We start from the raw sequence: 26,810 nt of genomic DNA on the forward strand, positions 1-26,810 counted from the left end.
AATGGCCTCTATGACATCCGCCGTAGGGTTGGCGTTCCCACACTCGATCGCGCTGACCGTGCGCACACACAACCCGGACTGATATGCAAGCTGCTCCTGCGACCAGCTTAATTCCAATCTTCGCTTTCTGACATTTACTCCTATTGTCGTGGATAACATGGGGGTTCCCTTTCTGCGGGCCGCCATTCACGATTTTAACAAAATAGCGGACAAAGCAAAAGCCGCCCCGAAGGGCGGCCGATCTTTCGGGAAAGATGCACGCAAGGACTGTTGACGCCGGGAGACGGGCCCTTGTGCCGCCAAACCGTTCCCGGGGAAGGCGCCAAAGGGTTGAATAAAAGCGGGAGCCCCGGCCGCCATTGAAACGGCACCAATCTGTGCGAAGGCAATATTTCACGCGTGTTTCTCAACGGGATTTACATGGACCATACAGTGCTTGACCTTGGTGAAATCCCGTTCCACCGCATCATGAACGCGCTCGGCAATATCGTGGGCCTGCGGGAGCGACAGATTGGCGTCGGTTGCGATTTCCAATTCCACATAAAATTTGTCCCCGAAGATTCGAGTGTCCAGACGGTCGATACGCCGCACCTGTTCATTGGTGAGCACGGTATCGCGCAGTGCCTGTATGACCGCATCGTCGCAGGAACGGTCGGTCATCTTGGAAACAGCCTCCCGAAAAATGTCCACTGCCGACTTGACAATAAAGGCACAGATTATTACGCTGGCGATGGGGTCGAAAACAGGAAGGCCTATACGGGCGCCCAAAATGCCGATGAAGCTGCCAACGGAGGAGAGCGCGTCGGAACGGTGGTGCCATGCGTCAGCCATAAGCGCGCCGGAACCGATCCGCTTTGCGGCGGCGCGGGTGTACCAGTACATTGCCTCCTTCACAATCATGGACACAACGGCGACAACGAGCGCCAGCCTGCCGGGGACCGCCAATGCGGGGCTTCCCATTCTGATTTTTTCAATTCCCGCCCAGCCGATGCCCAGACCGGTAAACCCTAAGAGAACTGCCAGAATGATTGCCGCCGCACACTCCAGCCGTTCATGCCCATACGGATGTTCCTTATCGGACGCCTTGTTAGCGAGCTTCACGCCCACCATGACCACGAGGGTGGACATCACATCAGATGCCGAGTGGACGGCGTCTGAGACCATGGCCCCTGAATGGGCGAGCAGGCCTGCCGCCAATTTGATAATACTCAGTAGAATGTTTTGAACGATGGTAATCAGAGATACGCGCATTGCCACTTGTTCGTTCGTACGTTGTTCCATAATCGTTACCTCCATGTTTGAGATAGCTCTATGGCACTCTACACCAGAGCGTATGTGGCCCGGTTAAATGAAAAAAGTGTAAAAAAATACACCCACAGGACACACTTACTGTCCCGCAGATGTGAAACACCCACTGCCGAAAATGGCCCGGCCCCACGAACCTGGAAAGATAAGGTTCATCGCCTGCTCAGTTTGTACCGCTATGATACACGCTCGGAGGCGCGATGCAGTGCAAAGAGATGTCTGCTATTTAGCATATGCGGGCCGCGCTGTCAAGGTTCGAGGATGCGGTTGTGTCTGGCCTCGATCGCGGCAAAGTTCGCCTCTCGCATCCGTCGCCGTGATCGTGCCGGCCGTCGGCGTCTTGTAACGCCCGCGTCCAGGAGGCTTTCAAGGCAGCCAGGGATTGCAGCCGGCGGATTGCGCGGAAAACGGATAAAGGCCCCGGACGGTGAACACCGTCCGGGGCCTTTTTGGAATTTCGTCCCGGGGAAAGCCGTTTCCCACCATCCGGCGGCGGTTGGATGGCAGGGATAATTTTCCAAATTTAAAAAATGTCGAAAAAGGAGTTGACAAACGTTTATAATGGTATTATTATAACAATACCATATGAACTTAATAACTATATAATTGCTTATATATTGCGAACTTTAATTGCATTTTTTACAATCTGGATATATAAAAACATGACCATATGGAGGCGGAAAGATGCCATTTGTATCGACTGGGGAGATGACGCGAAAAGCACAGCGGGAGGGCTATGCGGTCCCCGCGTTCAACGCGGAAAATTTGGAGATGGCGCAGGCGATTATCCGGGCGGCCGGCCGGGAAGGTTCTCCGGTTATCCTGCAGACCACCCTGCCGACGGCACGCTACTGGGGAATGGACGAGGCGGTCGCTGTGACCGCGTCGCTGGCCCAGGAGGCGCCAGTGCCGGTGGCGCTCCACCTGGACCACAGCAACTCCTTCGACGAGGTGATGCGCGCCGCACGGGCGGGCTACACCTCGCTGATGTTCGACGGGTCGGCGATGCCCTATGAGGAGAACCTTCGCCTGACCGGACGGGTGGTGGAAGCGACGCGCCCGATGGGCCTCACGGTGGAGGCGGAGCTCGGGAGGGTAGGCGGCAAGGAGGATTCCTCAGCGGCCCCGGAACTCGCCCTCACCGACCCGGAAGAGGCGCGGGCGTTCGCGGCCGAGACGGGCGTCGGGCTCTTCGCCCCCGCGATCGGAACGGCGCACGGGTTCTACAAGGGGGAGCCTAAGCTGGATTTCGGGCTGCTGGCCGAAATCCACAGGCTGGTCCCCGTCCCGCTCGTTCTGCACGGGGGCTCCGGGCTCCCGGATGAGATGATCCGCCGGGCGATCAGGCTGGGCATCGCGAAGGTCAACTTCGCCACCGAGCTGCGCGCCGCCATGACCGCGGCTGTGCGGGAAGCGATGGAGGGGGACCGGGCGGTCATAGACCCCAAAAAGTACCTGGGCTGCGGCCGGGAGGCCGTGGAGCGGCTGTGTGTCGAAAAAATCCGCCTGTGCGGTTCAAACGGGCGGGCGTAGCAGATCAGGGCAAGAGACAGAAGAGAAGGGAGCTTGAATCGGCGTGAATCACAGGGAAACGGGAACCCAGTACAAGTATGAGGAGCTCTACGACGCCCTCGTGGAAAAGATGAATTCCGGCTGCTGGAAGCCGCACGACAAGATTTTGCCCGAACGGGAGCTGTGCGCGCAGTACGGGGTCAGCCGCATCACCGTGCGGGACACCCTCAAGCGGCTGGAGGAGGACGGCTACATCTACCGCAAGCAGGGGCGGGGCACCTTTGTGGCGGTGCGGCAGATCGAACAGAAGCTCACGAAGCTCTACAGCCTGCGGGAGGAGTTTGCCGCGAAGGGGATTCCCCACACCAACCGGATTCTTTCCTTTGAGACGATCGCGGCGGACGAGGCGCTGGCCCGCAGCCTGCAGGCCGCGCCCGGCGACCGCGTCTACAAGCTGGTGCGCTGCCTCTATGCGCGCAGCCAGCCCTACACGGTGGAGACCTCCTACATCCCGGCGGCGGTCTATCCCGGCATGACGCGGGAGCTGATCCGGGAACACGGGCTGTACGGGTCGATGCAGACCTACAACATCATCCCCCAGCGAGCGGTCGAAAAGCTGCGGCTCGTCCAGGTGTCCGCGGAGGACGCGGAGCTGCTTCTCATCAAGCCGAAGGAGAGCGCCATCCAGATCGAGCGGACGACCTTCAGCGGGGAGCGGTGCATCGAGTATACGATCAACATCATCAAGGGGGATTTTTTCGTCTACACGGTGGAGCTGAAGTAACGTTGATCCGGGAGGAACAAGATGAACTATTACCTGAGCGTGGACGGCGGCGGGACCAAGACCGACTTTCTGCTGGCCGACCGGACGGGACGCCCGGTGGCCCTCCGCAGGCTGGGCGGCTGCACCTACTCCTACATTGGGCAGGACGGCGTGTGCGAACTGCTCGAGGAGGGCGCGCGGCTTCTGCTTCGGGACGCGTCGGCCGGGGAGGACGAGGTGGCGTGCGCGGTCTGGGGAATCCCCTGCTACGGGGAGGACCGGGCGTTTGACGCTTATCTGTCCCGGCGGCTTCCCAGCGTCCTGCCCTGCGCGCATAAGCTCTGCAACGACGTCGAGCTGGGGCTCGCCGGCTCGCTGCTGCTGGAGCCGGGGGTGCATGTCGTGGCGGGCACGGGCGCGATCGCGATGGGGCGGGACCCCGGCGGGAAAACCGCGCGCGCGAACGGCTGGCACGAATTCTTTTCGGACGAAGGCTCCGCCTACTGGCTCGGGCGGCAGGCGCTGGCGCTCTTCGCGCAGCAGGCGGACGGCCGCAGGGAGCGCGGGCCGCTCTATGGGCTGCTCCGGGCCGAGTGGGGGCTGGAGTCGGATTACGAGGTGATCCGTTACTACCGCGAAAACCTGGAGAACCGGCGGGAACGGATCGCGGCGGTGCAGAAGCTGCTCTGCCGCGCCGCCGAGGCCGGGGACCGGGACGCCGCGCGGCTCTACGGACAGGCGGCGCGGGCCCTCGCGCGGACGGTTGGGGGCGTGCTGTGGCAGCTGGATTTTCCGGAGGGGGAGCCGGTGCGCGTCTCCTACTACGGCGGCGTTTACAGGGCGGGAAAGCGGATCCTCGAGCCGTTCGGGCGGCTGCTTGGCAAAATGGGCGCGGTCCTCACGCCGCCGGCGCTGCCGCCGCTTTGCGGCGGCGTGCTGCTGGCCGCGCAGATGGACGGCCGCGAAAATCCCACGGAGATCGCGGAAACCCTCAAGAGCTTTGAAGAAATGGAGCGGAAATGATGTTTAAAATCGAACAAGAAATCTTTTCGCAGGACCGCGCCCTCGGGCAGACGGCGCGGTACCTGCAGGAATATGCCGGCGGCATCCGCGCGGCGCTCCGGGAAAACCGCCCGGAAAAGCTCGTTTTCCTGGGCTGCGGCTCAAGCTACATGCTCGCCGCCGGGGCGGCGCACCTCTTTTCCGTGCGCGGCGGGGCGCAGGCGGTCGCGCTTGCGGGCGGCGAGGTGATGCTCGCCCCCGGCCGGTACGCCGAGCTCTTTGAGGGGGCGCTCGTGCTCCCGCTCTCCCGTTCGGGGGAGACGAGCGAGGTGCTGCTCGCGCTGGAGCGGATGAAGCAGCGGGCGCGCTTTTGGACGCTGGGAATCACCATGAAAACGGGCAGCAGCCTGCGCGGGCAGACCGACCTGCTGCTCGAGCTGCCCTGGGCGTTCGACGAGAGCGTCTGCCAGACGCGCACCGTCACCAACCTCTACGCCGCCCTGCTGGAGCTTTTCGCGGTGTACAGCGGGGACGAAAAGCTCCGGGAGAGCCTCGGGCGGGCCGTGGAAGGCCAGGGGGAATGGATTTCCGATCACAGCGGCGACTGCCGGCGGATCGCCTCCATCGGCTGGGACAACGTCACCGTCCTGGCGGACGGGGAGCTCTGCGGGATTGCCAAGGAGGGCGCGCTCGCCTTTACCGAGGTGTGCATGCTGCGGGGGGAGTATTTCCGCCTGCTCGACTACCGGCACGGCCCCATCGTCGTGGCGGACGGCAAAAAGCTCGTCATCGCCGCCATGGGACCGTGGGAGGACAGCTATCAGAAGCAGATGGTGTCGGACATCCGCAAACGCGGCGTCACCGTGGCCGCGCTGGGCGCGCAGGAGGAAAATATCTGGGGCGCGGACTTCTATTTCCCCGTGCGGGGGCTTGCGGACTATGCCGCGTGGGGCCTGCCGTTTATCGCGCTCTGCCAGATGACCGCCTTCTATAAGGCGGTGGAGCGGGGCCACAATCCGGACGTGCCCGACGGGCTGGACCCCTATATTTCGCTGGACTAGGCCGTGTGAGACGGCGCGGCGCTTGTGGAAGAGAGGAAGCCGATGAAAAAGTATGTACAGCTCTATCTGGGCGGGCCCGGGGGACGGGCGGTTTCGGAGGAGACCATGCGCGCGGCGCTGGCCCCGATGGAACGCGCGGAGTCGTTCGCCGGCGTCATCGCCGGCTGGACCGTCCGGCCGGAGCCCTATCGGTGGCTGCGCCGTTTCACACGGGAGCGGGGGCTGAAGCTCTATCTCTGGCTTCCGGTCCTCTCGGAGTTCGGAGAGCTGCGCCCCTTCCGGGGCGTCGTGGGGTTCGGGGGCGAGCCGCTCGGCGGCGCGCGCTTCGACGGCGACGAGACGTTCGATTTCTGCTGCCCCACCCGGCGGGATACCGGGCGGTTCCTGCTGGAAATCTATGAGGAATGGTTCGCATCAGCGGGGTTCGACGGGGTGTTTCTCGACCGCATCCGCTTTCCCGCCCCCTCGACGGAACCGCGGGCGCTCTTTTCCTGCCTCTGTCCCGACTGCCGCGAGGCCTACGGGGCGGCGGGGCTGACCGGGGAGACGCTGCGGGCGTGCCGCGCCCATCTGACGGCGGAGGAAAAGCCGCTCGGGATTGAAAGCTACCGGGACGGGCGCTACCGTTTTGCCGACCCGGTGTTCGCCGCCTATCTCGACTGCCGCGCCGGGCTGGTTACCGCCCTCGCGGGGCGGCTGGCCGACTGGTTCCACGAGCGGGGGCTCGCGGTCGGGCTCGACCTTTTTTCGCCGCTGCTCGCGCCCTTTGTGGGACAGGACTATCAGGCCCTCTCGAGGAAGGCGGACTTTGTAAAGCCGATGCTCTACCGCTATACCGACACGCCCGCCGGGATTTTTTACGAGCTGCGGGGAATCGCCCGCGCGTTCGCGCCCGCCGGCCGGGAGGAGGCCTTCCTCCGCACGCTCTGCGAGGCGGTGGGGGCGCGGCCGGGGGAGGACGGGGGAACGTGCTTTTCCGCCGAGCTTTCGGCGGCGCGGGAGCTCTGCGCCTGCGAGGTGCTGGCGGGGATGGAGCTGCACACGGTCCCCGGGAGGCCGCCCGTCACGGCCGGCCAGGTCGGGGACAGCGTGCAGCGCGCGGTTCTCGGCGGCGCGGCGGGCGCGGTGGCCTCGTGGAACCTGCTGGCCGCGCCGGAGGAGACGGTCCGCGCCTTTGCGGAGATGCCAAAGGAGAATTGACCATGAAGCATACACTGGAATTCCGGGAAATCTGCAAGTCCTTCGCAGGCGTCCAGGTACTCGACCGGGTGAGTTTTTCCGTGGAGGGGGGCGAGGTGCTCGCGCTCGTGGGGGAGAACGGCGCCGGTAAGTCCACCCTGCTGAAAATTCTAAACGGCGACTACCGGCAGACGTCGGGAAGCTATCTGCTCGACGGGCAGGAGCGGCATTTTTCCAGCCCGCAGGAGGCGATCGCCGCCGGCATCGGGCTGATCTACCAGGAGCGCCAGATGTTCCCCGACCTGAGCGTGGCGGAGAACATTTTTGTCGGCAATCTGCCCGTCAGGGGCGGGCGGGTCGACTTTTCCGCCCTCAACCGGAGGGCGCGGGAGCTGATCACCGAATTTGGGCTGCCGCTGCGCCCGGGGGACAAGGTCCGGGATCTCTCGGTCGCGATGCAGCAGATGGTGGAGATCATGAAGGCCTACTCCCGGCAGCCCAAGGTGCTCGCCTTCGACGAGCCGACCGCCTGCCTTTCGGACAGGGAGGCGCAGGTGCTCTTCACGCTGATCGACCGGCTGCGGGAGAAGGGGCTCATCGTCATCTACGTCTCCCACCGCATGAACGAAATCTTCCGGCTCGCGAGCAAGATCGTCGTGCTCAAGGACGGGGAGTTCATCGCCGAGCACCGGGCCGCGGACACCGACGAAAACCGTCTGGTGAGCGAAATGGTCGGCCGCCCGGTGGGCGGCATGTTCAGCGGGCTTGGGCGCGCCGCCCCGTCGGAGGAGGAGATCCTCCGGGTGCGGGGACTCACCGGGAAGGGCTTTGCCGACGTCGGCTTCTCGCTGCGTCGGGGGGAGATCCTCGGATTCTTCGGACTTGTGGGCGCGGGGCGCACCGAGGTGATGCTCGCGCTCTTCGGGGCGGTCCCGGCCGAGTCGGGTGAAATCGAGCTGCGGGGGAGACCCTGCCGCATCCGCTGCACGCGCGACGCGATCGACCGGAAGATCGCCTACTGCCCCGAGGACCGCAAGCAGCAGGGAATCATCCCGCTGCGGCCGGTGAGGGACAACATCAGCGTCGTGGTGCTCCGCGGGCTGTGCAGGGGACCGTTCATCAGCAGCCGGCGGGAAAACGCCTTTGCAAAGGACAATGTGGAGGAGTTCCGGATCAAGACCTCCTCGATTGAAAAGCCGATCTACCAGCTCAGCGGCGGCAACCAGCAGAAGGCGCTGCTCGCCCGCTGGCTCTCCGCCAAGCCGGAGATCCTCATCCTCGACGAGCCGACCAAGGGCATCGACGTGGGGGCGAAGGCGGAAATCTACCGGATGATCTGCGACGTAGCGGCGCAGGGGGTCTCGGTGATCCTCGTCTCCTCCGAGCTGCCCGAGATCATCGGCCTGAGCCACCGCATCGTCGTGATGCGCAACCAGCGGGTGGCGGGGGAGCTCGACGGACCCGCCGCCACCGAGGAGCAGGTGCTGCGGTACGCAATGCTGGATAACAGGGAGGGAACCACTTGAAAGAGTCGAAACTGCGGGAGATGAGCAGGCGGGCGCTGTCCTCCAATCTGCTGGGGCTGTTCGTCGTCCTCATTCTGATGTGCGTCGTCTTTACCGTTTTGAAGCCCGGCTTTCTCACCGGGAAAAACCTGCTGAACATCCTGACCGCCGCGTCGCTGAGCGGGCTGATCGCCATTGGCGAGTCCTACCTCATCATAGCGGGCCAGATCGACCTTTCCCCCGGCGCGATCGCGGCGTTCGCGGGCGTCTTTTCCGCGCTGCTCGCCCAGCGGGGGATGCCGATCCTGCTGATCATCCTGATCACGGTGGCGGTGGGCGCGCTTTTCGGCGCGGTCAGCGCCTTCCAGGTGAACGCGCTGAAAATTCAGCCGTTCATCGCGACCCTCGCGATCATGTCGATTGCGCGCGGGCTGGCCTATATCATCTGCGCGGGCAAGCCCGTCTTCATCAGCCACAACACCTATGTGAAAATCGGCATCACCCGCATCCTGGGGATTCCGCTGCCGGTGATCATCCTCGTCGTGATGTTCCTCGTCTGGGGCGTCGCGCTTTCCAAGACCCGCTTCGGCCGCAACGTCTACGCGGTGGGCGGGAATCCGGCCGCCGCCCGGCTGGCCGGCATCAACGCCGACGCGGTCAAGCGCAGGCTGTTCATCCTCTCCTCCTGCCTGGCGTCGCTGGGGGGGATCATCCTGGCCTCCCGCATGAACACCGGGCAGCCGGGCGCGGCGGGCGACGTCGACTTCGACGCGATCACCGCCTCGGTGCTGGGCGGAATCGCGATGACCGGCGGCACGGGCTCGCTCAGCGGGACCTTTTTGGGCGTGCTGATCCTCCAGGGGTTCAACAACGGCCTGCTGCTGCTCAACGTCTCCACCTTCTGGCAGGACGTTGCGCGCGGCCTGCTGATGATGTTTGCATTGACCTTCGATTTCTATAGAAAACAGCGAAGGGAGGCTTAGTTCCATCCGATGGTCCCGCGAGGGACGATGATCAGACGAATTTTGAAACCCGATGTGGAAAGGAGAACGTAAATGAAAAGAAAGCTCACCGCACTGTTCTTAACCCTCCTGATGGCGCTCGCCCTGCCGGCCTGCTCATCCGCGCAGCCCGAAGCCCCCGCGCCCGAGGCCCCGCCGGCCAGCACGGCGGATTCACCCGAGGAGGCCCCCGCGCCCGCCGATACGCCCGCCGCCGGGGAGAAGATCAAGATCGCCGCGATCTACCGCGACATGACCCAGTCCTGGTTCATCCAGGAGGCGGCCGCCGCGACCGCGACCGCAGCGGAGCTCGGCATGGAGCCGCTCATCGTGGGCGATTCGAAGGAGGACCCCTCCGTCTACGTCAACGTGCTCGACAACATCCTCTCGCAGGACGTCCAGGGGCTCATCGTCAACATCTGCGACCAGCAGCTGAGCAAGATGACCGTGGACAAGTGCGCCGAGGCGGGCATCCCCGTCGTGGCGGTCGACGTTCCGCTCATCGACGACGCGGGCAACTACCTCGCACCCGCCATCGAGCTCGACTCCTACCTCTCGGGAAAGACGATGGGCGAATGGCTGGCCGACTATATCGGTAAAAACGAGCTGATGACCGAGCCGGAGACCACCGGCATGATGATCCTCGCGATGGAGAAGGTCACGAGCTGCGTGCCGCGCTCCGACGGGCAGTACGACGCCTTCAAGGCGGCGTTCCCCGACTTCCCCGAAGGGAACATCATCCGCATCGATTACGGCGGAGGCTCGTCCGACGAGGGCTACAACGCGGCGGCGGCCACCATCACGGCCAATCCGCAGATCAAGCGCTGGTTCGTGACCGCGGCCAACGACGAGGGCGCGCAGGGCGCGACCCGCGCGCTCGAGCAGGCGGGCCTCGACAAGGACGCCGTTGTGATCGGCCTAGGCGGCTACCATGCGAAGGACGAGTTCCGCAAGGATTACTCCTGCTTCATCGCGTCCGCCTACATCCAGGCGTCGGTGCCCGGACAGGAGTCGGTGAAGGCGCTCTACGAGAACATCACCAACGGCACGCCGATCTTCGAGGAGTACAAGACCGACAAGGCCTACGGCGTCTATCCGTTCAGCGCGGTCATGGTGACGGCGGAGAATTTTGAAGAGATCATGGGCGAGGACGCGAAGTGACGCGTCGTTTCCCAAAAAAATGGAGGAGGGCCCGCCGGGACAGTCTGTCCCGGCGGGCCCTCCTTTCTGACCGCTCCGCTCAGGAGTTCCCGAAGAGCTCCTCCTCGACGGCGGCGCAGAGCGCGTGATAGATGGGCAGGTGCAGCTCCTGCACCTTGAAGGTCTCGGATTCGCCCACGCAGACGGCGACGTCGGCCAGCGCGGCGTTCTGCCGATTGCGGCTGCCCATCAGCAGGATGGAGGGGATGCCGACGGCCTTCGCCGTGCGCAGGGCGTGAAGCACGTTGGCCGAGATCCCCGAGGTCGTGATGCCCAGCAGCAGGTCGCCGGGGCGCGCGTAGGAGAAGACCTGCTGGGCGAAAGCCATGTCGGGCGCGACGTCGTTGCCGTAGGCGGTGACCAGCCCGCTCTGGCTGACCAGCGAGATCGCGGGCAGGCCCTGCTGGAGGTGCCCGACGAGGTAGGCGCTTTCGCTCCCCAGCGCCTCCTCGAACCGCCGGCTCTGCGCTGCGGTCAGCGCGCGGGGGAGGAGGAACCCCTTCATGAGCTCGCCGACGATGTGCTCGCTGTCGGCCGCGCTGCCGCCGTTGCCGCAGACGAGCAGCTTGCCGCCCGAGGTGAAGCAGCCGTGCAGCAGCGTATAGGCGCCGAGGATCTCCCGCTCGCAGCAGGAGAGGGGGTAGCGCGAGAAGAGGGTGTCGAGGATCTGCCTGGTGCTGTCTTTCAAAATGGCTCCGCTCCTTTGCGTTAAACTACTTTTATATATATAGTATACAGAAGTTTGTGGATTGTCAACGGGAAAAGGCAAAAAGAATTGTTATTCTATCCATAAATCTCGAAAATATGTTGACTGACTCCCGGGAGTATGCTAAAACTAGAAACATAAGTAAAGTATATTTACAAAAATGATTACGATTGAGCGGCCCGGTCTTTTTGATGGTTCAGGATGTCCGCCGCGAACCGCGTCGCGGACATATGAAATAATCATGAAAAAGGAGCGTAAAAGAAGGATGAAAAAGATGAAACAGCTGTTGGCAGTCATGTTGGCGCTGGCCCTGATGGCGGGCCTCGCGGCCTGCGGAGGGAGCCCGGCCCCCGCCCCCGCCGCCTCCACCGGAGACACGGCGGCCCCGGCCGAGAGCGCGGCCCCCGCTGAGGAGCCCGCGAAGGCTCTGAAAATCGGCGTCTCCCTCGACACGATCGATTCGGACTTCTGGGTTTCCACGATTGACAACATGAACGCGGCCGCTGCGGCGGCGGGCGCCGAAGTGGTGCAGCGGCTCTGCGAGGGCGACGCGAACAAGCAGAACCAGCAGATCGAAGACCTGATTGCGCAGGGCTGCGACGCGATCCTCTGCGGCGCGCGCGACGGCGGTGCCATCGTGGCGGCCGTCAAGAAGTGCAACGAGGCGGGCGTGCCGATCATCATGGTCAGCCGTGCGGTGATGGGCGACGAGGCGCTGCCGAGCCTGCAGGTCCTCGTGGACAACATCTCCCTGGCCTCCGGGTCGGTCGAGTGGGTCGCCCAGAAGGCCCAGGAAGAGGGCAAGAAGTACAAGGCGGTCCTGCTCGTCGGCAGCCTCGGCGACCAGAACGCGCTCGAGCGCCAGCAGGGCCACAAGGAAGCGCTGGAGAAATATCCCGACAGCTTCGAGATCGTCGCGGAGATTCCCACCGACTGGAAGGTCGACCAGGCGTACGCGGGACTGCAGAACGCCTTTGAGAAGGATCCGGACATCAACCTGATCATCACCCCGTCCGACGCGATGCTCACCACCATCCAGAGCGTGCTCGAGCCGCTGGGCAAATGGGTGCCGGCCTCCGATCCCAACCATGTGCGCATCGTCACCTTCGACGGCGACTCCACCTTCGCGAAGATGATGGAAGAGGGCTTTGTGGACTGCGGCGCGGTCAATGACACGCGGTTCATGGGCGCAGAGAGCATGAACTGGGCAATCAAGCTCGCGAACGGCGAGAAGCCGGCCGAGCTCAACGCCCTCGACCCCGGCATCGTGGCCACGCTGGACAACTGGGACGACGTGAAGGGCGACATCTGGGGCTACGTGGCCTACTCGTCCAAGTAAGCGCGCCCCCGCCGGGAACCTGCCCGGCACGGACCGGTAAACGTTTTTGAGGTTCGCCCGGCGCCGCGCAGGCGCGGCGCCGGGCGGACGAATATCCGCCAGAGGTTAGGAGAATGGTTATGAGCTTAAAAGAGACGTTTGACAAAAAGCGCGTGGCAGGCCGGCTGCTGGGGTCCCCCATCCTGCTGGTCATCATCGCCATGGCTGTGCTGTCGGCGGCCTTTGTCCCCAACTTCGCAACCCTGTACAACCTCAAGAACCTGCTGCTGCAGACCTGCGATCTCCTGATCATCTCGCTGGGCGTGACTTTCACGGTGCTCAACGGCGGCCTCGACTTCTCCTCCACGTCGGTGCTCGCGCTCTCGAGCGTAGTGGGGGCGTACATCATGGCGCTTTCCCCCATCAGGGGGACGGGGCTCTCCATCCTGCTGGCGATCGTTGTGATGATCGCCATCGGCGCGGCGGTGGGCGTGATCAACGGGTTCTCCGTCGTGAAGCTGAAGATGCCCTCCTTCATCGTCACCCTTTCGACGCAGCTCTTCTTCAGCGGGATGGCGATCTACTTCACCAGCAAGGTCACCGACAAGGCGTCCATCATGGGGCTGCCCTCCGCCTTTTACCGCATCGGCGGCGAGAAGGCGTTCTTCCTGCCGATCGTCATCGCAGCGGTGGTCTTCCTCATCTCCCACTGGCTCATGACCCGGACGATCTTCGGCCGGCATGTGCTGCTGGTGGGGACCAACCCGAAATCCTGCCACATCTCGGGCATCAACGTCAAGCGGGTCGTGTTTTTACTCTTCCTGCTCAGCGGGATCTATGCGGGCGCGGCCAGCGTGGTGCTGACCGCGCGCAACCAGGCGGGCATCTCCAGCCTGGGCGACAAGATGTTCATCGACATCATGTCCAGTATCATCATCGGCGGCACGAGCGTCTTCGGCGGCTCGGGCGGCGCGAAGCAAACCCTCTACGGCGTCATCTTCATCACGATGCTCAGCAATGTGATGAACCTGCTGGGTATGGACTGGTATGTGCTCAGCCTCGTCAAGGGGTTCATCGTGATCATAGCGGCGCTGGCCGATATCCTTTCCAACCGAAGGAAAAACTACGCTGCGGCGGCCGCCTGATGGGCGCCGCGGAATCCAATATAGGAGGTCGTCGGTCTGTGAGCAGTCAACCGCTGTTGCAGCTGGACAATATCCATAAGAGCTTTTACGGCGCGGAAGTCCTCCACGGCGTGAACCTGGACCTCTGCCCCGGAGAAGTGCTGGGGCTCGTGGGGGAGAACGGCGCGGGAAAATCCACGCTGATGTCGATCCTCGGGGGCGTCTACGGGTTCGACTCCGGGACGATGCGCCTCGGCGGGGAGGTCTACACGCCCGCCACCCCAAACGACGCGACCCGCGCGGGCATCGCCTTCATCCGCCAGGAGTTCAGCCTCTTCTCCAACCTGACGGTGGCGGAGAACCTCTTTGTGGACCGCTTCCCCCGCAGGGGGCTGTCGGTCGACTACAAGAAGATGGAGGAGCGCGCGCAGGTCTACATCGACCTGTTCCGCCTGGACATCTCTCCCCGCACCAAGGTGGAGAGCCTGCCCATGGGCGTGCGGCAGATCGTTGAAATTTCCAAGGCGCTCGAAAAGGACGCGAAGATCATCATCTTTGACGAACCCACCACCTCCCTTTCCCCAAAGGAGAAGGAGGAGCTCTTCGAGGTCATCGGGGGGCTGAAGGCGCGGGACGTCTCGATCATCTACATCTCGCACATCCTCGAGGATGTGATGCGCCTGTGCGACCGCACCACCGTCCTGCGGGACGGCAACTCGGTGGGCACCTTCCAGAACAGCGCGCTGGACAAACGGGAGATCATCCGGCTGATGGTCGGCCGGGAGATGAACCAGGTCTACCCCACGATCGACAAGGAGATCGGCGAGCCGATCTACGAGGTGCGGGAGTTTGTCCGCGGCGGCAGCCGGTCGCCCGTCTCCCTGACCATCCGCAAAGGGGAGATCGTGGGCATGTTCGGCCTGATGGGCGCGGGACGCACCGAACTGCTGGGCGCCCTCTTCGGGGCCGACCCCTCGGAGGGGGGAGAAATCCTCGTCCGCGGAAAGCCCCTCGCGCGCCCCACGCCCGCGCGGTGCATCCGCGAGGGGATCGCCTACGTCACCGAGAACCGGCGGCAGGAGGGGCTCGTCATGCCCAAGACGATCGAGGAGAACGCCACGATGGTCGTGCTCGACCGGATGACCGGCGCGCTCGGCGTGGTCGACCGGGGCCGGGAGAAGAAGACGGCGCTCGACCTTGTGAAGAAACTGACCGTCAAGACGACCGACCCGCAGCGCCAGTTCGTCAAGAACCTTTCGGGCGGCAACCAGCAGAAGGTGGTCATCGCCAAATGGGTGGCCAGCGAACCAAGTGTGTTCTTCATGGACGAGCCGACGCGCGGCGTCGACGTGGGCGCGAAATACGAAATCTACACCTATATCAACGAACTGGCCAGGGAGGGCTGCGGGGTGCTGCTCGTCTCGTCCGAGATGGAGGAGGTCATGGGCATCTGCGACCGTATCCTCGTCATGTACCGGGACCGCATCGTCGCGGACATCCCAAAGGCCGCGTTCGACCAGGAACGGATCATCCAATACGCGCTGGAAGGGGGGATTCCGGATGCCGGCTAACCAGACGGCCGCCGCACGGCGGAGCTCGGGAAATTTCCTGGCCCTTGCGACAAAATACGGGGTCTACGTCATCTTCCTGCTGGTCGTTGTCTATTTCAGCATCGTCTGCGACAACTTCCTCTCCCTCTCGAACGTCCTGAACATCCTCCAGCAGGCCGCGCCGCTCGGCATCGCGGTGCTCGGGATGGTGTTCGTGCTCTCCACCGCCTCCACCGACATCTCGGTGGGGCAGGTGATGTATGTGACGGGCGTCATCTGCGGGCTGGTGCTCGAAAAGTTCCGCGACAGCGGGCTGGCCGGGAACGGCTGGGCGATCCTCGTGGTCTGGCTCGTGGGGCTGTGCATCGGCGCGGTGTTCGGCGCCTTCAACGGCCTGCTGGTCGGTAAATTCGGGATCGTATCCTTCATCGTCACGCTGGCGACCATGAGCATCGCGCGCGGGCTGGGGCTCATCATCTCCCGCTCCAAGGTCTATTACATGAGCGAGCTGTCCCCCTTCTCCCAGAGCGTCATCGGCCCCTTCCGGTTCCCGGTGGTGGTCATCCTACAGCTCGCGATGGTGCTCATATTCGCCTTCCTCTACCGCAAGACCCCCTTCGGGCGGCACATCGACGCGGTCGGCAACGACGAGGCCGCGGCCAGGAGCGTCGGCATCAACACAGCGCGGGTCAAATTCTTCGCCTTCCTGCTCTGCGGCGTCACGGCGAGCATCGCCGCCCTGCTGCTGGCCGGCCAGGTGGCGAACGTCTATTCGAGCTTCTCCTACGGCAACGAATTCGTCGTGATCTCGGCGGCGGTGCTCGGCGGCACGAGCCTCTTCGGGGGCAAGGGGAACATCATCCCCGGCGCGCTGATCGGCATCGTGCTGATCCAGACGATCATGAACGGGCTGACGATGCTCAACGCGTCCCCCTACTCCTATACCATCGTCAAGGGCCTCATCATCTTCGTCGCGGTCCTGCTCGACAGCGTGAACTACAAAGGCGAGCTGCGCTGAGCGCAGGCAAACATTACACCCGATAAGGAGTCATGGCATGATGGAAAACCTCTATATCGGCATTGAGATCGGCGCGACCAAGCAGCAGGTAGCGCTGGGCACCGCCGACGGCAGGCTGCTGCATACGATCACCGGGAAGATCCCCCTGCCCCGCGGGGCGCAGGACGTGCTCGACTGGCTGTCCGCCAAGGTCCCTGAGCTACTGCGGATGGAGGAGCGGTTCGGCGGCCGGGTCCGGTCCCTCGCGGCCGGCTTCGGCGGGGAGATCGAAAGCAGCACGGGCAGGACCCTCAACTCGGTGCAGGTGCCCGGCTGGGAGGACTTCCCGCTGCGCGGGTGGCTGGAGGAGACCTTTTCGATGCCGGCGGAAGTCCTCAACGACACCGTCGCGGGCGGCTTTTCCGAGCTCTACCTCGGCAGGGGGAAGGAGGCCGGAACCGTCTTCTACACCAACATCGGCAGCGGCATCGGCGGTGCCTTCTTCATCGACCGGGTCTACTACGACGGCGTCGGCTACGGCGCGGCCTACTTCGGAAACACCTACATCCCCGACTGGCAGTCGCCCGAGCCGGGGGCGATGACCCGGGTGGAGGAGATCTGCTCCGGGCTCGGGATCGAACGGCGGCTGCGCCGGCCGGGATACGTCCCCGCGGGCTCGCGGATCATGGAGATGTGCGGAGGGGACCCGGCCGCGATCAGCTGCCGGATGATGGAGGACGCGGCCCGCGCGGGGGACTCCTTCGCGCTGGAGGAGGTCGACCGGATCGCAAAAAGCTACAGCATCGGTCTGAGCAACGTCCTCACGCTGATGTCCCCCGAGCTGGTCATCGTCGGGGGCGGCGTCGCCAAGATGGGCGGCCTGCTCCTCGACCGGGTGCGCGAATACACCGACCGCATCGCGTTCATCTCCTGCCGGGGCCACTACACGATCGAACAGAGCGTGATGATGGACGACGCGGTCATCGCCGGGGCGGTCTACTGCGCGGGACACCCCGAGCTCATCAGGAAAGGAAGCTATTGATATTCCATGGAGAAGAATGGTATAATCGAACAAGTGAAAGAGGAAGTTTTTCCCTCGGAAAAGGCCGCGGAAAAGCCGCTGGGCAAATACTGCGACCACACCGTCCTGCGGGCGTACACGACCCGGGAGACGGTCCGGCAGTTCTGCGAGGAGGCCGTCCGCTACGGCGCCGCGTCGGTCTGCGTCAACCCGGTGCACGTGGCCTACGTCCACGAGCTGCTGCGGGGGACCGGGCTTTACACCTGCACCGTCATCGGCTTCCCGCTCGGAGCCAACCGCTCCTGCGTGAAGGCGATGGAGGCGGCGCTCGCCGCTGAGGACGGCGCCGACGAGGTGGATATGGTGATGAACATCGGCGCCCTGCGCGAAAAGGACTACGAGCTTGTCCGCCGGGACATCGCCGGGGTCGTGGCCGCAGCCGCGGGCCGCGCGAAGGTCAAGGTCATCATCGAGACCTGCTATCTCACCGACCGGGAGATCGTCGCCGCGGCGCTGCTCTGCCAGCAGGCGGGCGCGGACTATGTCAAGACCTCCACCGGTTTTGGGACGGACGGCGCGCGGGAGCGGGACGTCCGGCTGATCCGGCAGACGGTTGGGGAGACGATGAAAATCAAGGCGTCGACCAACATCAACACCCGCGAGGACGCGGAGCGGATGATCGCCGCCGGCGCCGACCGGCTGGGGACGAGCCGCACGCCGCAGATCGTCACGGGCGACGCCGGGACACATTCCGCATCGATGGACAATCAGCCTCCGAAGCAGGACTGCTGATTTTGTAAAGGTATTTTGTAAAGGTGTTGTGTGAAGTGAGGAGAGCGGCGAACAGCAATAAGATCATCAAGCAGGCGAATGAATATCTGGTGCTGGCGGTGCTGCTGAAAAACGACCCGCTTTCGGTGGAGGAGATCGTGACCCTCTCCCGCCTGAGCCGGCCGACGGTGCTCAACATCCTCAAGGAGCTTGACGCCAGGGGGCTGATCTACCGCGCCGGCCTGGGCGAATCGATGGGCGGGCGGCAGCCGATCATGTACACCCTCAACCTCCGCCGCTACTTCGCGGTGGGCATCGACCTCGAGTACCCGCCGGTGCGCGTCGCCTTTTCCGACCTGCGAGAGAAGGTCCTCTACTCCCAGGAGTGGGACTGCCTGCCGGGGGAGACGATGGAGGAGGTCGAAGAGAACCTCGTGAGCGCGATCCGCGAGGGGATGCGCAGGCTGAACATCGCCACGGAAAACCTGATCGGGGTCGGGCTGGGCATCCCCGGACGGGTGGACATCGCCAGAAACCTCGCCGTGCGGATAGACCGCATGGACCACATCTGGCAGGGCGGCGACATCGCGGCCCAGCTGTCGATGAAGCTGGGCGTCCCCGTCACCGTGCGCAACGACATCCACCTGCTCGCGGCGGCCGAACGCACCGTGCAGCCCGCGCTGCCCAAGAATTTCCTCTATGTGGCGCGCCGGGTGGGCATCGGCATGGCGGTGTTCCTCAACGGGAAGAGCTATGAGGGCGGCTTCGGCAACTCGGGCTACCTCGGCCACACGGTCCTCGATCCCGAGGGGCCGGTCTGCCGGTGCGGCCAGCGGGGCTGCCTCGAATGCTACGCGACCACCGGCGCGGTGGAGACCAACTATGCGCGGGGGGCGGAGAGCCCCGCGGATTACGACACGATCGTCTCCCGCGCGCAGGAGGGGGAGACGCTGGCGCAGGCCGTCCTCGGGGACGCGGGCGTCAAGCTGGCGATGGCGGTCGTCAACGCCATGCTCCTCTACGACATCCAGACCGTCATCATCGAGGACTGCGTTGACGACGGAACCTTTTTCGCAATCGTCCGAGAGAACATCGAAAAGCTGCTGGGCCCCTCGTCCGACTTCCAGCCGCGCGTGCTGCGCGGCAAGCTGACGGGCAAGACCTTCGCGCTCGGCGGCTGCTCGATGATCGTCAAAAATTTCTTCAAAGCGCCCCAGCTCAAGGTGGACGGCTGAAGACCCTCCGGGCGGAACGCCGTCCGCGGGCAGAAAGGAAATCCCGATGACTGAATATATCGAAAAGCAGCTGGACTTTTTTGTCAACCGCCGCGACCACAAGCGCCTGCGGCGGGAGATTCCCGTCGACCTGACGGATATCCTCGCGGATTCCGCCCTGAGCGACGAGGAGAAGGCGACGCGCGCCCACGCGCGCGTCATGCAAAGCGAACAGATCGTGGTCTTTCCGTGGGAGCGGATCGCGGGCACGCGGGTGATGCTGCATCTGCCCGAGTTTCCCCACGGCTCCTACGGTTACCTCGACGGCCGGATCAGCCACATGCTCAACGAGCCGACGATCGGCGGCATCTCCAACAATGTGGCGGAGTACGGCCACGCGATCACCGTCGGGCTCGAGGGCCTGCGCGCCGAGGTGGCTTCCCAGCTCGAGGCGCGCGGGGAGGAGGAAGCGGCAGGCGCCTTCTGGAGGAACCAGCTCCTGCTCATCGACGAGCTGGAGGCGTTCGCCGACCGCATCCGCGACGAGGCGGAGGCGCAGGGCAACGAGACGGTCTGCCGCACCTTCAGCCGTATTCCGCGGCAGGGCGCGGAGAGCTTTTTGGAGGCGCTGCAATTTTTGAAGTTCCTCAACTTCGCGCTGCGCTACGAGAACCCGACCCATTCGCCGCTCGGGCGGTTTGACCAGTATATGTATCCCTTCTTCGCCGCCGACCGCGCGCGCGGCATGACGAAGGAGGAGGCGTTCGAGCTGGTGGAGGACTTCTTCATCTCCCTCAACCGGGACACCGACATCTATTTCGGCATCCAGCAGGGGGACAGTGGCCAGGCGATGGTGCTCGGCGGCGTGGACGCGCAGGGCAGCTGCGCCTATAACGAGCTCAGCGAGCTCTGCATCAAGGCGAGCCTCGACCTGGCGGTCATCGACCCGAAGATCAACCTGCGCGTGGACAAAAACACGCCGATGGAGGTCTTCCGGCTGGGCAGCCGGCTGACCAAGAAGGGGCTCGGCTTCCCCCAGTACTGCAACGACGACGTCATCATCCCGGCGCTGACCGGCTGGGGCTACGAGCTCGAGGACGCGCGCGACTACGCGGTCGCGGGCTGCTGGGAGTTCGTCATCCCCGGCTACGGCGCGGAGGGGATCAACTACGAGGCGATGCCCTTTGTGAAGCTGGTCAACCGCTGCATGGAGGAGCATCTCGAGGAGTGCGCCGACTTCGACGCGTTCATGGACTGCCTCGAGGGGGAGATGGAGGCGCAGATGGAAAAGATCGACGCCGTCTTCCACAACACCGCCCCGCGCCCCTCGCCGATGCACTCCCTGCTCTCCAAGCAGGCGGTCTCGGTGGGGAAGGACGTCTCAAAATGCGCGAAGTACAACAATTTCGGCCTGCACGGCCCGGGCATCGCCACGGCGGTCGACTCGCTGGCCGCGATCAAAAAGGTCGTCTTCGACGACGGGAGCGTCCTGCCGCACGAGCTGATCGACGCGGTGGCGCGCAACTTCGAGGGGTGGGAGGACCTCCACCACACCCTGCGGTTTGAAGCGCCCAAGATGGGCAACGACGACGACCGCGCCGACGAAATCGCCGTGCGGCTGGTCGACATGTACGCCCGCGTGCTCTCCCACTACCGCAACGGGTTCGGCGGCTGTTACCGCCCCGGGACCGGCTCCGCCATGTACTACATGTGGATGTCCGAGGACATGGGCGCCTCCCCCGACGGGAGGCTGGACGGGGAGCCGCTGCCCGCGAACTATTCCCCCAGCCTCAACGTCCGTCTGAACGGGCCGGTGTCGATGTTCAAGTCGTTCTGCAAGCCCGACCTGCGCAAGGTGTGCAACGGCGGGCCGGTGACGCTCGAGCTGCACGACAGCGTCTTCCGCAACGAGGAGGCGATCGACAAGGTCGCGATGCTCGTGCGCGCCTTCATCCTGATGGGCGGGCACCAGCTGCAGCTCAACGCCGTCAATTCCGACCTGCTGCGCAAGGCGCAGCGCGAGCCGGAAAACTACCGCAACCTGGTGGTGCGGGTGTGGGGCTGGAGCGGCTACTTCGTCGAACTGAGTCGGGAGTACCAGGACCACATCATCGCCCGCGCCGCGATGACCCTGTGAGGCGGCGCTGTGGAGCGGGGACTGGTCTTTGACATCAACGAATTCGCCGTTCACGACGGGCCGGGCATCCGGACGACCGTCTTCCTCAAGGGCTGCCCGCTGCGCTGCAAGTGGTGCCACAACCCCGAGGGGCTTTCCTTTTCGCAGGAGGTCCTGCGCGGGAGCAACGGCTGCATCCACTGCGGCGCGTGCGAGGCGGTCTGCCCCAGCCCGGACCACTGCATCCTCTGCGGGAAGTGCATCCGGGCCTGCCCCAAAAACCTGCGGCGGTTCGCGGCCCGGGAGCTTTCTAGCCGGGAGCTGGCGGACATCCTGCTGAAAAACCGCGCCTTCCTCGGGGAAAACGGGGGCGTGACCTTCTCGGGCGGGGAGCCGCTGGCGCAGCCGGGGTTCCTCTTTGAGACGATGGATTTTTTAAAGCCGCTGCACCTCGCGGTGGAGACCTCCGGGCACGTGCCGGAGGAGGTCTTCCGGGAGATGCTCGGGCGGGTGGACCTCGTGATGATGGACATCAAGCAGGCGGACAGCGAAGTGCACCGGGAATACACCGGCGTGCCGAACGACCGGATCCTCGCAAACCTCGCGCTCTTAAAGGAGAGCGGCCGGCCGTTCATTATCCGCATCCCCGTCATCCCGCAGGTGAACGACAGCGTGGAAAGCATGGAGCGCACGGCGGCGCTGCTCAGGGGGGCCGGGTCGCTCGAGCGGCTCGAGCTGCTGCGCTACCACCAGACGGCGGGCGCGAAGTACGAGCTGCTCGGGAAGGAATACCCCTTCCGCTACACGCGTGAGACCCCCTCGCTCGAGCCGTTCGCGCGCGTCTTTGAAGAAAACGGCATCCCGGTCTTCATCCCCTGAGGGCCGGGCGCGACGAAAGGGAAAACCGATATGCAAGAATTTTTAAAGGCATATACCGACAGGATCTCCGAGACGATCGCCGGGATCGACCCGGCGGAATTCCAAAAGGCGGTCGGCATCCTGACCGAGGCCCACCAAAACGACCGGCAGGTGTTCATCGCCGGCAACGGGGGCAGCGCGGGCACGGCCAACCACTTCTCCTGCGACTTCGGAAAGAACGCGGTGCAGACCCCCGGCGTGCGGCGGTTCCGCATCCAGTCGCTCTCCTCCAACGTGGAAAAGATCACCGCGTTCGGCAACGACATCGCCTTCGACGAGATCTTCTCCCAGCAGATGGAAAACCTCTTCAACCCCGGCGACGTGCTGATTCTCGTGTCCGCGAGCGGCAAATCCCCCGACCTGATCAGGGCGTGCGAGCACGCCAAGCGGAAAGGGTCCCCCATCATCGGGCTGACCGGCTTCGAGGGCGGGTCCGTCAGGGACTACGCGGACGCGAACCTCATCGTCCCGCTCGAGAGCTACGAGATGATCGAGGACATCCATTCGATGATTCTGCACCTGTTCGTCTACTATTTTAAAACACACCCGCAGGCGCTCACCGCCTGACGGCTCCGGAAAGGAGGCTCTTCCCATGCACACGCACGACGAAGACGCCATGCTCCGCTATATCGAGGCCGAACCGGAATTCATCCGGGAAATCGTCGGGGACCGGAAACGGTACACCGCCGCCTTTGTGGAGCACTTTTTGAAGCACCCCGTCAAGCGGGTCTATTTGAGCGGCAACGGGTCGCCCCATTCGGTATGCGAGGTGGCGGGCATGTGCATGGAGGCGCTGCTGGGCGTGGAAGCCAGCAGCTCCCTGCCCGCCATCCTCAACCGCCATAAGCCGTTCAACGCGGGCGGCGTCTACCGCCCGGAGGAGATGCTGCTCATCTGCCCGGCCCAGACCGGCCGGACGGCCGGGCCGATCGAAAGCGCGCGGCGCGCGCGGGCGGCGGGGATCCCCGTGCTCTGCACGACCCTGGCGCCGGACGGCGTCCTCGCGCGCGAGAGCGACATCGTGATCGAAAAGCCCACCGGCTATGAGGAATCCTTCCCCGAGAGCAAGGGGCATGTGGCTTCGATGACGATCCTGCTGCTCTGCGCGGTGGAGGCGGCGCACGCGCTCGGGCGGATGGACGAGGAAACCTACGGGCGCTGCCTTGACGGGTTTTCCCGGCTGCCCGGGAGCTGCGAACGGGCGATCGCTGCGGCGAAGGCGTGGTACGCCGTGCACCGGGAGACGATGCTCGCGGCGGACGCCTACCGCTTCGTGGGGTACGGACCCTGCTGGGGGATGCTCCAGGAGTCCTGCCTGAAGATTCTGGAAACCACCCGCAAGCCGTCGATGGCCTACGAGCTGGAGGAGTTCCTACACGGCAGCGGCTACGGCGTGAAGGAGGACTCGGTCGTCTTTTTCGTCTGCGCCGAGGACGGCCCCGAGCGGGAGCGGGCGCAGGAAATCTACCGCTGGTTTGCGGGCAAGAGCAGAAACTGCGTGCTCGTCACCTCCTCCCGCACGCCCGGGCGGCGGCCGAACTGGCTGGTCAGCGACTTTCTGGACCTGCCGTTTTTGAGCGCGGTGGAATACCTGATCCCCTTCCAGGTGCTGAGCCACCTGACCGCGCGGGATATGGGCCTCAGCACGCTGACGCAGGCCTACCCGGAAATCTTCACCGAGCTGCACGCGATCGTGGAGACGTGAAAAGGAACTTTAAAAGGAGCGGCGCCCGCGGGCGCCGCTCCTTTTAAAGTTTAAAGTGTTGTCATTCCTGCTCGCCGGGCTCCGAAAAGTGGCGGGAAGCGTTCTGCGCGACCTTCAGGAGCATCTGGGAAAAGATGGCGCGCTCAATGTCGGTCATGCCGGCTGCAAGCTCGTCCATCCAGTCGCCGCCGATTTCCCGGAGGAAGGGATAGACGGCGCGGGCGCGGTCGGTGGGGAGGACGTCGAAGGCCCGCCCGTCGCCCGAGACGGCCTGCCGGAGGACGTAGCCCTGCGCCTCCAGCCTGGAGAGGGTCTTTGCGACGGTGCTCTTGTCCATGTCGAGCAGGGCGCAGAAGCGGTTCTGCGGGACACGGCCGCTCTCGCAGGCGATCATGAGGAAGGGCACCTGCCCGCCCGTGAGCCCGAGCGGCTCGACCCGGCCGTTCAAATACATCTGCGTCTTGCGGTGGACCAGGGAGACCAGCTTGAGGAGGTTGGGCTGCGGGTCGCCGGACATGGGCATCATCCTTTTCAATCAAGTTTCCAGTGCAACCTTATTTTAAAATCCCCCGTCCGGAAAGTCAAGAAAATAACCGCTTGACAATAAAAATTATCTGGCTTAAAATAGACCGGTCGGAAGATTATACAAAAAATAATTGAGGTTTTTGGCTTTCGTTTGTTGCAAAGCCAACGATACAGGAGGGAACAGATTGGGAAAGAATTTAAACGGCGTCCGGGAGGCCCGGACGGAGGAGGCCGCAGCGGGCGCGCGGCCGGACCGGCCGGCGGAAAACAAGATGGGGGTCATGCCCGTCAACCGCCTGCTCATCTCGATGTCGCTGCCGATGATGGTGTCGATGCTCGTGCAGGCGCTCTACAACATCGTGGACAGCATGTTCGTGGCGCGGCTGAGCGAGGACGCCCTGACGGCCGTCTCGCTCGCATTTCCGGCGCAGAGCCTGATGATCGCCGTGGGCACCGGCACGGGCGTCGGCATCAACGCCCTGCTCTCCAAGAGCCTGGGGGAAAAGAACTTCGGGCTTGCCAACAAGGCCGCGGACAACGGCGTTTTTCTGGCCATCATGAGCTTTTTGGCGTTCGCGCTGGGCGGGATTTTCCTCGCGCGGCCCTTCTTCCTGCTTCAGACGGGCAACGCCGCGATCGTCGAGGACGGGGCCGCCTACCTGACGATCTGCTGCGTCTGCTCCTTCGGGCTCTTCGGGCAGGTCACGCTGGAAAAGCTGCTCCAGTCGACCGGGCGCACCTTCTATACGATGATCACGCAGGGCGCCGGCGCGATCATCAACATCATCCTCGACCCGATCATGATCTTCGGGCTGCTGGGCTGCCCGCGCATGGGTGTCGCGGGCGCGGCGGTCGCCACCGTCGTCGGCCAGATCGTCGCGGCGGCGCTCGCCCTCTGGTTCAACCTGCGCAAAAACCGCGAGATCGCCCTCTCCCGGCGGATCCTGCGCCCCGAGGGCCGCGTCGTGCGGAAGATCTATTCGGTCGGACTTCCCTCCATCGTCATGGCGTCCATCGGCTCGGTGATGACCTTCGGCATGAACAAAATCCTCATCGCCTTCACCTCGACCGCCACGGCGGTGTTCGGCGTCTACTTCAAGCTCCAGAGCTTCGTGTTCATGCCCACCTTCGGGCTCAACAACGGCATGGTGCCGATCATCTCCTATAACTACGGCGCGCGCAAGCCCGACCGCATGAAGCAGACCATCCGGCTGAGCGTCTGCTACGCGGTCGGCATGCTGACCTTCGGGCTCGTGATCTTCTGGCTCTTCACCCCGCAGCTCCTTTCGATCTTCAATGCCTCCGAGACGATGCTCGCCATCGGCGTGCCCGCCCTGCGGATTATCAGCCTGAGCTTCCTCTTCGCCGGGTTCTGCATCATCACCCTCTCGGTCTGCCAGGCGCTCGGGCACGGCCTGCTCAGCCTCTCCGTCTCGGTCGTCCGCCAGCTGGTCGTGCTGCTGCCCTCCGCCTTCCTGCTCGCCAGGTTCGGCGGGCTCTCGGCGGTGTGGTGGGCGTTCCCCTTTGCGGAGCTCTTTTCGCTGACCCTCTGCGTGATCTACATGCGCCATCTCTACCGCGCCGAGATCAAACCGCTTGAGGAAAGCGCGGCGGCGGGCTGATTGCCTGAAATTTTGCCGGGCCGGCATGGAAAAATTGGAGGGGAAACGATTGCATCCGCGGCGGCAAAACTGGTATAATGGACGCGGAACCCCCAATAATTGATTGTGAGGAGAGAGAATTCACGATGGGTAAGAAACTTGCCGCATTACTGCTTGCCAGCTGCCTGCTGCTCGCCGCCGCGGGATGCGGCGCGAAGGACGTCCTCGACAGCGTGGGCACCGAGATCAAGGCGGACGGCCGCGCGTACGGCCAGACGACATCCCTTTCGGAAGGGGAGACTGCGAAAACCGCCTTCTTTGAGTACACGGTCAACTCCGCGCGCATGGAACCGGAGGTCGAGGACTATACCCCCAGCGACCCGAACCATACCTTTGTGGTGGTCAACGTCACCGTGAAGAACACCTTTGAGGACGACGCAAAGATCCCGATGTTCTATACCGATTTCACCCTGACCTGGGACGGCATGGGGGATACGACGGTCTATCCCGAATCGGCGTTCGCCGAGGGGCAGCTCCCCGACGACTATGAGCTCTTCAAGGGCGAGAGCCGCACGGGCGATTTGATCTTTGTCGCCCCGGCTGACGCGAAGGGCTTCAGCCTCCGGTATATCGAGGTCTGGGACGACGATTTTGAGGGCAACAGCTACTTCATCCCCTTCTCCGTGGGCTGAACAGGGCTGCATACGCTGGCGCGG

The 26,810-nt window shown here is 64.0% G+C and carries 25 protein-coding genes and 1 riboswitch; of the genes, 21 read left to right on the forward strand and 4 right to left on the reverse strand.

The features are described 5' to 3' along the window. Together RDM88_RS12880 and RDM88_RS03305 are read right to left on the reverse strand one after the other, a co-directional pair. On the reverse strand, positions 1-186 hold a 186-nt coding region (locus RDM88_RS12880), incomplete at its 3' end, for a helix-turn-helix domain-containing protein (protein WP_374045406.1). 207 nt (positions 187-393) lie between these two features. Continuing rightward, complete coding sequence (locus tag RDM88_RS03305) at positions 394-1,281, reverse strand: cation diffusion facilitator family transporter (RefSeq protein WP_308753201.1); 888 nt, start codon at positions 1,279-1,281, stop codon at positions 394-396. Between the two features lie 106 nt (positions 1,282-1,387). Further along, positions 1,388-1,482: riboswitch (NiCo riboswitch) on the reverse strand. 507 nt (positions 1,483-1,989) lie between these two features. Between RDM88_RS03305 and RDM88_RS03310 the strand changes: the two genes are divergently transcribed. The 8 genes from RDM88_RS03310 to RDM88_RS03345 all read left to right on the forward strand — a co-directional run bounded on the left by RDM88_RS03310 (position 1,990) and on the right by RDM88_RS03345 (position 10,489). Beyond that, a complete protein-coding gene (locus RDM88_RS03310) occupies positions 1,990-2,838 on the forward strand; it encodes a class II fructose-bisphosphate aldolase (protein WP_308753203.1) in 849 nt (282 codons plus the stop codon). A 43-nt stretch (positions 2,839-2,881) separates the two neighbouring features. Then, on the forward strand, positions 2,882-3,601 hold the full coding sequence (locus RDM88_RS03315; protein ID WP_308753205.1) for a GntR family transcriptional regulator: 720 nt from the start codon (positions 2,882-2,884) through the stop codon (positions 3,599-3,601). A gap of 21 nt (positions 3,602-3,622) precedes the next feature. Continuing rightward, entirely contained in the window at positions 3,623-4,603 is a 981-nt protein-coding gene (locus RDM88_RS03320) for a BadF/BadG/BcrA/BcrD ATPase family protein (RefSeq protein ID WP_308753207.1), read from the forward strand. After that, a complete protein-coding gene (locus tag RDM88_RS03325) occupies positions 4,603-5,643 on the forward strand; it encodes an SIS domain-containing protein (protein ID WP_308753208.1) in 1,041 nt (346 codons plus the stop codon). The genes RDM88_RS03320 and RDM88_RS03325 overlap by 1 nt, the downstream gene beginning before the upstream one ends. Positions 5,644-5,685: 42 nt before the next feature. After that, positions 5,686-6,843, forward strand: a complete 1,158-nt coding sequence (locus RDM88_RS03330; protein WP_308753210.1) for a hypothetical protein — start codon at positions 5,686-5,688, stop codon at positions 6,841-6,843. A 2-nt stretch (positions 6,844-6,845) separates the two neighbouring features. Further along, positions 6,846-8,348 carry a sugar ABC transporter ATP-binding protein gene (locus tag RDM88_RS03335; RefSeq protein ID WP_308753212.1) on the forward strand — a complete coding sequence of 501 codons (1,503 nt, stop codon included), beginning with the start codon at positions 6,846-6,848 and terminating at the stop codon, positions 8,346-8,348. Next, on the forward strand, positions 8,345-9,310 hold the full coding sequence (locus RDM88_RS03340; RefSeq protein ID WP_308753214.1) for an ABC transporter permease: 966 nt from the start codon (positions 8,345-8,347) through the stop codon (positions 9,308-9,310). Before RDM88_RS03335 ends, RDM88_RS03340 begins: the two co-directional genes overlap by 4 nt. 72 nt (positions 9,311-9,382) lie before the next feature. After that, the gene (locus RDM88_RS03345) at positions 9,383-10,489 is read left to right on the forward strand and encodes a substrate-binding domain-containing protein (RefSeq protein WP_308753216.1); all 1,107 of its coding nucleotides are present in this window, start codon (positions 9,383-9,385) and stop codon (positions 10,487-10,489) included. 79 nt (positions 10,490-10,568) lie between these two features. Here RDM88_RS03345 and RDM88_RS03350 read toward each other — a convergent pair whose 3' ends face one another. Then, the gene (locus tag RDM88_RS03350; RefSeq protein WP_308753218.1) at positions 10,569-11,216 is read right to left on the reverse strand and encodes an SIS domain-containing protein; all 648 of its coding nucleotides are present in this window, start codon (positions 11,214-11,216) and stop codon (positions 10,569-10,571) included. Between the two features lie 292 nt (positions 11,217-11,508). On the opposite strand from RDM88_RS03350, the gene RDM88_RS03355 reads away from it, so the two are divergent. From RDM88_RS03355 to RDM88_RS03405, 11 genes are all read left to right on the forward strand, one after another. After that, positions 11,509-12,573, forward strand: coding sequence for a sugar ABC transporter substrate-binding protein (locus tag RDM88_RS03355; RefSeq protein WP_308753220.1), 1,065 nt, complete (start codon positions 11,509-11,511; stop codon positions 12,571-12,573). 119 nt (positions 12,574-12,692) lie between these two features. Further along, positions 12,693-13,697 carry an ABC transporter permease gene (locus RDM88_RS03360; protein ID WP_308753222.1) on the forward strand — a complete coding sequence of 335 codons (1,005 nt, stop codon included), beginning with the start codon at positions 12,693-12,695 and terminating at the stop codon, positions 13,695-13,697. A 38-nt stretch (positions 13,698-13,735) separates the two neighbouring features. Further along, the gene (locus RDM88_RS03365) at positions 13,736-15,247 is read left to right on the forward strand and encodes a sugar ABC transporter ATP-binding protein (protein ID WP_308753224.1); all 1,512 of its coding nucleotides are present in this window, start codon (positions 13,736-13,738) and stop codon (positions 15,245-15,247) included. Next, positions 15,237-16,244 carry an ABC transporter permease gene (locus RDM88_RS03370; RefSeq protein ID WP_308753226.1) on the forward strand — a complete coding sequence of 336 codons (1,008 nt, stop codon included), beginning with the start codon at positions 15,237-15,239 and terminating at the stop codon, positions 16,242-16,244. Before RDM88_RS03365 ends, RDM88_RS03370 begins: the two co-directional genes overlap by 11 nt. 40 nt (positions 16,245-16,284) lie before the next feature. Continuing rightward, positions 16,285-17,265: an ROK family protein gene (locus RDM88_RS03375; RefSeq protein ID WP_308753227.1), complete on the forward strand. Its 981-nt coding sequence runs from the start codon at positions 16,285-16,287 to the stop codon at positions 17,263-17,265. 33 nt (positions 17,266-17,298) lie between these two features. Further along, positions 17,299-18,036, forward strand: a complete 738-nt coding sequence (deoC, locus tag RDM88_RS03380) for a deoxyribose-phosphate aldolase (RefSeq protein WP_308753229.1) — start codon at positions 17,299-17,301, stop codon at positions 18,034-18,036. 35 nt (positions 18,037-18,071) lie between these two features. Continuing rightward, a complete protein-coding gene (locus tag RDM88_RS03385) occupies positions 18,072-19,250 on the forward strand; it encodes an ROK family transcriptional regulator (protein WP_308753231.1) in 1,179 nt (392 codons plus the stop codon). Between the two features lie 46 nt (positions 19,251-19,296). Beyond that, entirely contained in the window at positions 19,297-21,366 is a 2,070-nt protein-coding gene (locus RDM88_RS03390; RefSeq protein WP_308753233.1) for a pyruvate formate lyase family protein, read from the forward strand. 9 nt (positions 21,367-21,375) lie between these two features. Then, on the forward strand, positions 21,376-22,224 hold the full coding sequence (locus RDM88_RS03395) for a glycyl-radical enzyme activating protein (RefSeq protein WP_308753235.1): 849 nt from the start codon (positions 21,376-21,378) through the stop codon (positions 22,222-22,224). Positions 22,225-22,254: 30 nt separating this feature from the next. Continuing rightward, entirely contained in the window at positions 22,255-22,830 is a 576-nt protein-coding gene (locus RDM88_RS03400) for an SIS domain-containing protein (protein ID WP_308753237.1), read from the forward strand. Between the two features lie 25 nt (positions 22,831-22,855). Further along, a complete protein-coding gene (locus RDM88_RS03405) occupies positions 22,856-23,968 on the forward strand; it encodes a hypothetical protein (RefSeq protein WP_308753239.1) in 1,113 nt (370 codons plus the stop codon). A 61-nt stretch (positions 23,969-24,029) separates the two neighbouring features. Here RDM88_RS03405 and RDM88_RS03410 read toward each other — a convergent pair whose 3' ends face one another. Beyond that, positions 24,030-24,485 (reverse strand): MarR family winged helix-turn-helix transcriptional regulator, encoded by a 456-nt coding sequence (locus RDM88_RS03410; protein WP_308753241.1) that lies wholly within the window; start codon positions 24,483-24,485, stop codon positions 24,030-24,032. A gap of 280 nt (positions 24,486-24,765) precedes the next feature. Between RDM88_RS03410 and RDM88_RS03415 the strand changes: the two genes are divergently transcribed. Together RDM88_RS03415 and RDM88_RS03420 are read left to right on the forward strand one after the other, a co-directional pair. Beyond that, entirely contained in the window at positions 24,766-26,115 is a 1,350-nt protein-coding gene (locus tag RDM88_RS03415; RefSeq protein ID WP_308753260.1) for an MATE family efflux transporter, read from the forward strand. Positions 26,116-26,240: 125 nt separating this feature from the next. Beyond that, a complete protein-coding gene (locus RDM88_RS03420; RefSeq protein ID WP_308753243.1) occupies positions 26,241-26,786 on the forward strand; it encodes a DUF4352 domain-containing protein in 546 nt (181 codons plus the stop codon). Positions 26,787-26,810 lie beyond the last annotated feature (24 nt).

Origin of the sequence: uncultured Anaerotruncus sp. (assembly GCF_902490045.1) — a bacterium.
Lineage (GTDB): Bacteria > Bacillota > Clostridia > Oscillospirales > Ruminococcaceae > Anaerotruncus.